We start from the raw sequence: 7,934 nt of genomic DNA on the forward strand, positions 1-7,934 counted from the left end.
GCCGACGGGTTGCACCTGATCAGTCGGCGCATCAACGCTGATGGCACTCAGGTCAAGTACCGCTACGATAACGTGCGGTTATTGCTGACCGAGATCGAAAACGAGGTTGGCGAGACCTACCGACTTGCTTATCACCCCAATGGCCTGATCCAGCAGGAAACCGGCTTTGACGGGCAGCGTACGGCCTACGTCTACGACCTCAACGGCAACCTGCAGGAAAAGACCGAACACGGTGACGATGGTAGTCAGCTCGTTACCCGTTACGAGCGAGACCACGCCGGACGCCTCGTCAGAAAAACCCTGCCCGACGGTAGCCTTGTTGAATATGCCTACGACCGCCAGGGCAACCTCCTCAGCGTCGATGACGGCCACTGGGCGTTGGCCTACGAATACGACCAACAAAGCCGCCTCACCGCCGAACACCAAGGCTGGGGCACCTTGCGCTACGGCTACGACGCCTGCGGCCAGCTTCAACACCTGCGCCTACCGGACAACAACCGCTTGGTGTTCAACCACGGCAAAGGCGGCCACCTCGCCACCGTCGAATTAAACGGCGCGCTGCTGACCTCTCACCTGTTCAAAGCCGGCCAGGAACACCAGCGCCAACAAGGCCAACTCCTCAGCCACTACCACTACGACGACCAACACCGCCTGCACGCCCACGCAATCACCCAGCAACAAGATCACCTCTACCAACGTCAATACGACTACGACAAAACCGGCAACCTCACCCGCCTGCTCGACACGCGCAAAGGCGAACACCGCTACCACTACGACCCACTAGGCCGCCTCACCCGCGCCGACCACTCCCAAGACCTGCAGGAACGCTTCGGCCACACACGGGCCGGCAACCTGCTGATGCAAGACCGCCCCGGCCCCGACATCGTCGCCGGCAACCGCCTGATGATCCAGGGCGACCGCCACTACGACTATGACGCCTTCGGCAACCTCATCCGCGAGCGGCGTGGCAAAGGCCATCAACTCGTTACCGAATACCGTTACGACTGCCAGCATCGGCTGATAGGCATCACCCAACCCAACGGCCAAACCGCCAGCTACCGCTACGACCCGTTTGGGCGGCGCATCAGCAAAACCGTGGACGGCCTAACGACGGAGTTTTTCTGGCAAGGCGACAGGCTGATTGCCGAGCACCATGCGGATCGCCATCGCAGCTATCTCTATGAACCCGACAGTTTCCGTCCGCTGGCACTGCTGGAAGGCTTCGGCCCAAAAGATACCAAGCCCTATCACTACCAACTCGACCACCTCGGCACGCCGCAAGAACTCACCTCTCCAGACGGCGACATCGTCTGGTCCGCGCATTACCGCGCCTACGGCCAGATCAGCCGACTCGACAAAGGCATAATCGACAACCCGCTGCGTTTCCAGGGTCAGTACTTCGATCAGGAAAGCGGGCTGCACTACAACCGTCATCGCTACTACAATCCGGATATTGGGTGTTACCTGACGCCAGATCCGGTGAAGCTGGCGGGTGGGATCAACGCGTACCAGTACGTGCCCAATCCCACAGGGTGGGTAGATCCGCTGGGCTTAAGCACCTGCCCGGGGGCAGATGGTTGCAAACCAAGGCCTACCGCTCAAAACCCAACTGGAGGTGTTGATCACGGAGAGCCCGTACTACCGCAACTGACACGTGTGCAGCGACAAGCGAGAATTGAGGAGCTAACCGAGGCCAATGCGAAGAACCGAGTCTTGGAATACGAAGCAAAGTACGACATGCATATGGTCGGTAAACACGGGCCAGAGGTACAGGACACCAAAATGAGTCGACGATCAATAGATGGGAAGGATCCAATAACGGGTAATACTCCGAAAAACAAAATGGGGGTCCCAAGCTCACAATTCAATAGCTGGAAACTCCAACTCCAGGCATGGACGAAAGCCACCTCCAGGGCTGAAAGGGGACTACCGCTTTACACGGGCATTGATGACAAGAAAAACGATATCGTACGTTTAGAACTACCAGGGGCAGGACGCGGCTACAAACCCAACAAGAAAGACAAAAACAACCCAACCTTCAACCCATCAATGAATGGCGCCGAGATGAAATTTCGTGAAGACGGCACACCCTTTACTCTATTTCCTACTAAGGAATAACAAATGCTATTCCATCCTTCTTCAGACCAAATACCTTTCGACGCTAGCCTGTACTATTTCGTGGGTATTTTTGATATTTACGACCAAGAGGAAACCAAGGGAGAAAAACTATCCCACTACAACCCTAACGACAGTAAAGACAGGGAAAGCCTCATACTCAAATATTGCCTAGATCCATACAACAAGCTTTCCTATCGTCACAGATACAAGCTAGTTGAGAACTTATCCCTTGCTTTACATACGGAAAACTATAACTTCCACTCTTATTTTGAGAACGATCCGGAGGAGTACTCAACGATGGCTTGGGACGAGACTGAAATAGAAGACCCCCGAAGTTTATTCTTCGAAATCTATCGCTTAGCGAACGAGGTCTGGAAAGACGACCTCCAAAAAGCCAGCCTCGAAGACCAGTCAACTTGGTAGTCCCACCGCAACTCCCCCTGGCAAACCACAATCCCCTGTGGCGAGCTCGCTCGCCACAAAAGCGTGCTCACCCCACGATAATGGGTGAGCGACCTCATCAACGCTTCGAAAGCTCCATAATCATCCGACTCAGCAAGTAGATCCGCGGTGCAACACTCTCCACCTCCGCATACTCCTGCGGCGTATGAATATTCCCCCCTACAATCCCAAACCCATCCAACGTCGGCGTCCCCACCCCGGCGGACAAACTGGCATCCGCCGCCCCGCCGCTGCCTTCAATGGTCAACTTTTTACCCAACTCCCCATAGATCCCCTGGGCAATCGCCACCAGCTTGTCCGACTCCGGCGTCTGCGGCATGGGCGGCAGGCCGCGTTTGAGGGTGGTGGTCACTTCGGTTTCCGGGATCAGCTTGTTGGCGGAGACCCGCACCAGGTCCTTCTCGATCCGGTCGAACTCTTCCGGCAATGCCGCGCGTACGTCGGCCTTGGCGGTGGCTTGGTCGGGGATGACGTTGGTGCGGTCGCCCGCCTTGATGACGGTGAAGTTGATGGTGGTTTTCTTCTCTTCATCACCCAGCTTGCCCAACTGCAGGATCTGATGCGCGGCTTCCATGGCGGCGTTGCGCCCCAGCTCCGGGGCCACGCCGGCGTGGGCAGCTTTGCCTTTGACTTCGACCACGGCGGTGGCACTGCCTTTGCGCCACACCACCAGGCCGTCGGCTGGGCGGCCGGGTTCCAGGTTCAGCGTGACGTCGTGGGCCTTGGCGGTGTTGCGGATCAGTTCAGAGGCGATGTCGGAACCGGTTTCTTCGCTGGCATCGAGCAGGAAGGTAATCTGTGCATAGTCCTTGAAGCCCTGGTTTTTCAGGACTTTGAGTGCGTAGATACCGGCGACGATGCCGCCCTTGTCATCCATCACCCCGGGACCATAGGCGCGGCCGTCCTTGATGTGAAACGGCCGTTCGGCCGCCGAGCCTTCCTTGAACACGGTGTCCATGTGGGCCATCAGCAGGATTTTGGCCTTGCCGTTGCCCTTGAGGGTGGCGATCACATGGCTGCTGTTGGCGGCGGCATCCGGCACCCGTTCAATGGTGAAGCCCAGCTGTTTGAGTTCATCGACGGCGACGTCACTCACCTGGGTCAGGCCTGGCCCGTAGCCGGAACCCGAATCGATATTCACCAGGCGCTCCAGCAGTTTCAGGGCCGGGGCCTTGTACTGTTCGGCGTCCGCCTGGATCTGCCGGTGGGGTTCGGCGCTGTAGGCCGGGAGTGCGAAGGACAAGGCCAGCGTGGCGGCCAGGAGAGTACGCGGGAAGGTGAAGGGCATGAACCGGTCCTTGTTTTTTGTTGGGGTGCCGCCTCACCCTACCCCACTAGACCGACCGCAACCAAGTGCCGTGCACCGAACTGACCCGGTTGCGCCCGCTGCTCTTGGCTTCATACAGCGCCAGGTCTGCGTCGTTGAGCCACGTGGTGGAATCGGCGTGCCCCGGTTGATACGGCGCCAGGCCGATACTCAAGCTGGCGCGCAATGAAGGGTCCTGGGCGTACGCCAACGCGTTGAAGCGATCGCGCAAGGCATCCATCACTTCCGTGGCACGGTTGAGCGGCATGCCCGGTAGGATCACGCAGAATTCATCGCCGCCGTAGCGCCCGGCCAGGTCGGTGGCGCGCAGGTTCTGGCGCAGCACTTTGCTGAGTTGGCGCAGCACGATGTCGCCGGTGACGTGGCCATAGGTGTCGTTGATAAGCTTGAAATGGTCGATGTCGATCAACGCAATCGCGGCCCCTTGCTGTTCGCGGCGGCAACGTTGGAACTCGATCTCCAGATGGTCTTTCCAGGCGCCATGGTTGAGCAGGCCGGTCAGGCTGTCGGTGCGACTCAGCGCCAGCAATTCGCGTTTGTGCCGGGCCAGGGTCACCGCCTGGCGGTAACAGATCCAACCCAGCGCCAGCGGGTACAGCATCAGAATCGGCAGGCAGGCATAGAGCTGGACCGGGGTGGTCGTGGCGATAAAGGCCGGCGTGAATATCAACAGCGACGTGCCGATGCCCAGCGCCTGCGCCGCCCACCCCGCCAGCATGAAGCGCGGACCGCCGATGGCGACGTTGTTCATGGTCATCATCGACAGGGTCGTCACACCGGGCAGCGGGTTGAAATGCATGGTCGCGACCCAGAAACCGCCGCAAAACGAATCGAACAGCAAATTGCGCCGCTCACTGCGCAGCGTATGGCTAGTACGCAACGAGCGCTGAAAGGCCACGACCGGCCAGACAAATGCATTGATCACCATCCAGGCCCACACCCATGGCGCCGGATCCAGCGGATACATGCCAAACACTACGCACACAAAACCGAGCGTCAGCCCTAAGGTGCGGGATTTATACAAACGGGTAGCGAGCGGAAATCCTTTTCCTCCGACGGCAGGCATGGAGGGCTGTAATCCTGGATGAATGCCCGGAGTCTATCAGGGCGCCAGCAATTCGCCACTACTGCTCATTCCCCATCCAAACCATTCAGTGGGGAAAACCGCGGGCCAGCATCAACGCCACACCCAGCAACAGCACCGCAGTAATCCGCTGCAACAGCACACGGCGCCTGGGGTTTTCCAGCACGTGCTTGATGCGTTGGCCGAAGTAGCAATACAGGCAACCGCTGGCAAATTGCAGCACCAGGAAGGTCGCCCCGAGGATGGCGATATCCACCGCCGAACGTTGCTCCCCTGCCCCGGCGAACTGTGGGAATACAGCGCTGAACATGATGAGGGTCTTGGGGTTGGAGAACCCGGTCAGCAAACCCTTGCCGAACAAGCGGCGTGCGCCCTCTACTCCAGCGGCCTTATCCATGGCGACACCGCTGCTGGTCCATTGTTTGTAGGCCAGGTAAAGGATGTAGACCACGCCGATTATCTGGATGCTCTGGGTGATGGCGAGATTGCCCTTGATCAGTGCCGAAAAGCCCACGGCAAAGATCAGGATCGAAATCAGGTACGACACACTGGCGCCGAATTGGGCCGGCAGCGAACTGCGCAGGCCGTCCTTTAAGCCCAAGCTCAACAGCAGCAGGGTCATGGGGCCGGGGCTGAAGGTCATGGTGGCGCAAAACAGCAGGAAGTAGAGAAACGAAGAGAGCGTCAATGCGCTGGTCATGGCCTTGGACCCAGGGTGAGAAGGCCTGCAGTGTAGGCAAGCGCCGTTGCACAAGGCAGGTAAAGTCAGGCCTAATTCGGCCAAACTTCACCGGTAAAAGCACCGGCAAACACAAGGACAGTTTATGTTTGTATCCGCCATCGCGTTCGTGGACGGCACACCCAAGGTGCAGCAGATCGTCGAGGCGTTCAGCCAGCGCATCGAGAGCGGCGAATGGGCGCCCGGCAGCAAGTTGCCGTCGGTGCGGGAGTTGACCCAGACCCTGGGCGTCAGCAAGTTCACCCTCAACGAAGCCCTGGACCGCCTGCGCGGGCGCAACCTGCTCACCTCCAGGCAGGGGCGTGGCTACTTCGTAGCGATGGACAGCACGCGTCCGGTCTCGGTGGCGTGGGTCGACCTGCTGCCCCAGGACCTGCTCAGCGTGCTGCGTCGCCCGCTGGTCACCGCCGGCGGCGAGCTGCGCCCCGGCGGCGGCCACCTGCCGGAAGCCTGGCTGGACGCCGAGGGCATCCGCCAGGCCATGCGCAGCGTGGTGCGCACGCCGTCGTTGCGCATCGCCGGGCTGGGCACGCCCGCCGGGCTGCTGCCCTTGCGCCTGGCCCTGCAACAGAAGCTGCACGCCGACGGTTTGTCGGTCCCGGTGGAACAAATCATCACCACCCCCAACACCCTGCAGGGCCTGGACATGCTCATGCGCCTGCTCGCCAGGCCCGGCGACACGGTGCTGCTGGACGCACCGTGCTATTTCAACTTCCACGCCAACCTGGCGCTGCACGGCGTCAAGGTGGTGACCATCCAACGCCGCCCCGACGGTTTCGATTTCACCGCCCTCGAACAACTGCTGGCCGAACACCGTCCGAGCCTGTACCTGACCACCAGCGTGCTGCATAACCCGACCGGCCACTCCTTCAGCCCCAGCCAGGCGTTTCGCCTGTTGCAACTGACCCAGCAGTACCACTGCCATATCGTCGAGGACGATCTTTACGGCGACCTGCACCCCAACCCGCCGCCACGCCTGGCCACCCTCGCCGGGCTGGACCAGGTCACCTACCTGTCGGGTTTCTCGAAGATCCTCAGTGCCAACACCCGCGTCAGCTTCGTGGTGGCCGCGCCGCAACTGGCCGCCAACCTGACCAATATGAAGTTGATGAGCGGCGGCGTGACCTCGGAACTGTTCGAGCAGATCGTCTACCGCATGCTCAGCGAAGGCAGCTACGCCAAGCATCGCAAGCGCATGGTCCAACGCCTGATGGAAGCCGGCGGGCGCGTGGAGCAATGGCTGCGGCGCTGCGGGTGCGAGTTGCCGATGGCCTATGAGGGCGGGATGTTTATCTGGGCGCGCCTGCCAGCGGGTGTGAACGGCGAATGGTTGGCCCAGGAAGCGTTGAAACGCAGCCTGGTACTGGCGCCGGGCGCGCTCTTCGGCTACGACCCGGCCCATCGCGATTCGATGCGTTTCAACGTGGCCCACAGTGATGAGCCACGGGTGCAGCAGGTGTTTGAAGCGCTGTTACTCGAGGCTGCGGGCGGGTCCTGAACGACAGCGGCGGTTCTGCCACCCCCTGCGACGTTCGATCCTTTCTTGTTCGTTGACCCATTCTGTTACACACCATATAGTGTGCCAACAAACAGAACAGACCACTACATAGTGTGCAGCATCGGTAATCACCGACCACACTCTGCGCAGTATTTCAATGCCTGGCAGCCTGCAGATCGTATTTTTTTGGACGGGTTCACATGCCGTCAAAACAGAACAGAAGGGAGTATTTCAATGCTGAGTTGGGATGAAGTCGACAACGAGGACACCGGTGCAGCCGTGATCAAGGGCGCCAACGCCGGCCACGCCACCGAAGCCAACATGGACCGCCTCGACGGTGCCGGCGCCGCTGCCGCCATCGAAGCACGCGCCGTCACCGCCAGTGACTCCGCCGCCATCGTGCGCGCCAAGGCCGCCCTGGACAAACTCGACGTCGCCGAAGGCCTCGCCGAACTCGAAGGCGCCTCCGCCCGCGTCGCCGTTGACGAAAAGCGCATGATCAACTGCCGCGCCGACCTCAACCAACTCGTGCCCTTCAAGTACGACTGGGCCTGGCAGAAGTACCTCGACGGCTGCGCAAACCACTGGATGCCGCAAGAGGTCAACATGACCGCCGACATCGCCCTGTGGAAAAACCCCGAAGGCCTGACCGACGACGAACGCCGCATCGTCATGCGCAACCTCGGCTTCTTCTCCACCGCCGACT

The 7,934-nt window shown here is 60.2% G+C and carries 7 protein-coding genes; 4 read left to right on the top strand and 3 right to left on the bottom strand.

Annotated features, from left to right (window positions below; translation table 11 throughout):
• Together Q8X51_RS31965 and Q8X51_RS31970 are read left to right on the top strand one after the other, a co-directional pair.
• A partial coding sequence (locus Q8X51_RS31965) for an RHS repeat domain-containing protein (protein ID WP_407695005.1) occupies positions 1 to 2,118 on the top strand: 2,118 nt, incomplete at its 5' end.
• Positions 2,119 to 2,121: 3 nt separating this feature from the next.
• Entirely contained in the window at positions 2,122 to 2,541 is a 420-nt protein-coding gene (locus Q8X51_RS31970; protein ID WP_137213191.1) for a hypothetical protein, read from the top strand.
• A gap of 97 nt (positions 2,542 to 2,638) precedes the next feature.
• On the opposite strand, the gene Q8X51_RS31975 is transcribed toward Q8X51_RS31970, so the two are convergent.
• The 3 genes from Q8X51_RS31975 to Q8X51_RS31985 form a co-directional block, all read right to left on the bottom strand.
• Positions 2,639 to 3,868 carry a M20/M25/M40 family metallo-hydrolase gene (locus Q8X51_RS31975; RefSeq protein WP_407694879.1) on the bottom strand — a complete coding sequence of 410 codons (1,230 nt, stop codon included), beginning with the start codon at positions 3,866 to 3,868 and terminating at the stop codon, positions 2,639 to 2,641.
• Between the two features lie 46 nt (positions 3,869 to 3,914).
• Positions 3,915 to 4,973 (bottom strand): diguanylate cyclase, encoded by a 1,059-nt coding sequence (locus tag Q8X51_RS31980; RefSeq protein ID WP_323147341.1) that lies wholly within the window; start codon positions 4,971 to 4,973, stop codon positions 3,915 to 3,917.
• A gap of 85 nt (positions 4,974 to 5,058) precedes the next feature.
• Complete coding sequence (locus Q8X51_RS31985; RefSeq protein ID WP_065923925.1) at positions 5,059 to 5,691, bottom strand: LysE family translocator; 633 nt, start codon at positions 5,689 to 5,691, stop codon at positions 5,059 to 5,061.
• Between the two features lie 124 nt (positions 5,692 to 5,815).
• Between Q8X51_RS31985 and Q8X51_RS31990 the strand changes: the two genes are divergently transcribed.
• Positions 5,816 to 7,228: an aminotransferase-like domain-containing protein gene (locus Q8X51_RS31990; RefSeq protein ID WP_074846512.1), complete on the top strand. Its 1,413-nt coding sequence runs from the start codon at positions 5,816 to 5,818 to the stop codon at positions 7,226 to 7,228.
• Positions 7,229 to 7,462: 234 nt separating this feature from the next.
• A partial coding sequence (locus Q8X51_RS31995) for a ribonucleotide-diphosphate reductase subunit beta (protein WP_407694880.1) occupies positions 7,463 to 7,934 on the top strand: 472 nt, incomplete at its 3' end.

The sequence above is a fragment of the Pseudomonas sp. Yb2C2 genome (genome assembly GCF_052112325.1).
Classification (GTDB): Bacteria; Pseudomonadota; Gammaproteobacteria; order Pseudomonadales; family Pseudomonadaceae; genus Aquipseudomonas; species Aquipseudomonas marginalis.

What these genes read in the sequence shown, in the direction of transcription:
- Q8X51_RS31970 (WP_137213191.1), top strand. Translation starts at nt 2,122, where the DNA reads ATGCTATTCCATCCTTCTTCAGACCAAATACCTTTCGACGCTAGCCTG.
- Q8X51_RS31975 (WP_407694879.1), bottom strand. Translation starts at nt 3,868, where the DNA reads ATGCCCTTCACCTTCCCGCGTACTCTCCTGGCCGCCACGCTGGCCTTG.
- Q8X51_RS31980 (WP_323147341.1), bottom strand. Translation starts at nt 4,973, where the DNA reads ATGCCTGCCGTCGGAGGAAAAGGATTTCCGCTCGCTACCCGTTTGTAT.
- Q8X51_RS31985 (WP_065923925.1), bottom strand. Translation starts at nt 5,691, where the DNA reads ATGACCAGCGCATTGACGCTCTCTTCGTTTCTCTACTTCCTGCTGTTT.
- Q8X51_RS31990 (WP_074846512.1), top strand. Translation starts at nt 5,816, where the DNA reads ATGTTTGTATCCGCCATCGCGTTCGTGGACGGCACACCCAAGGTGCAG.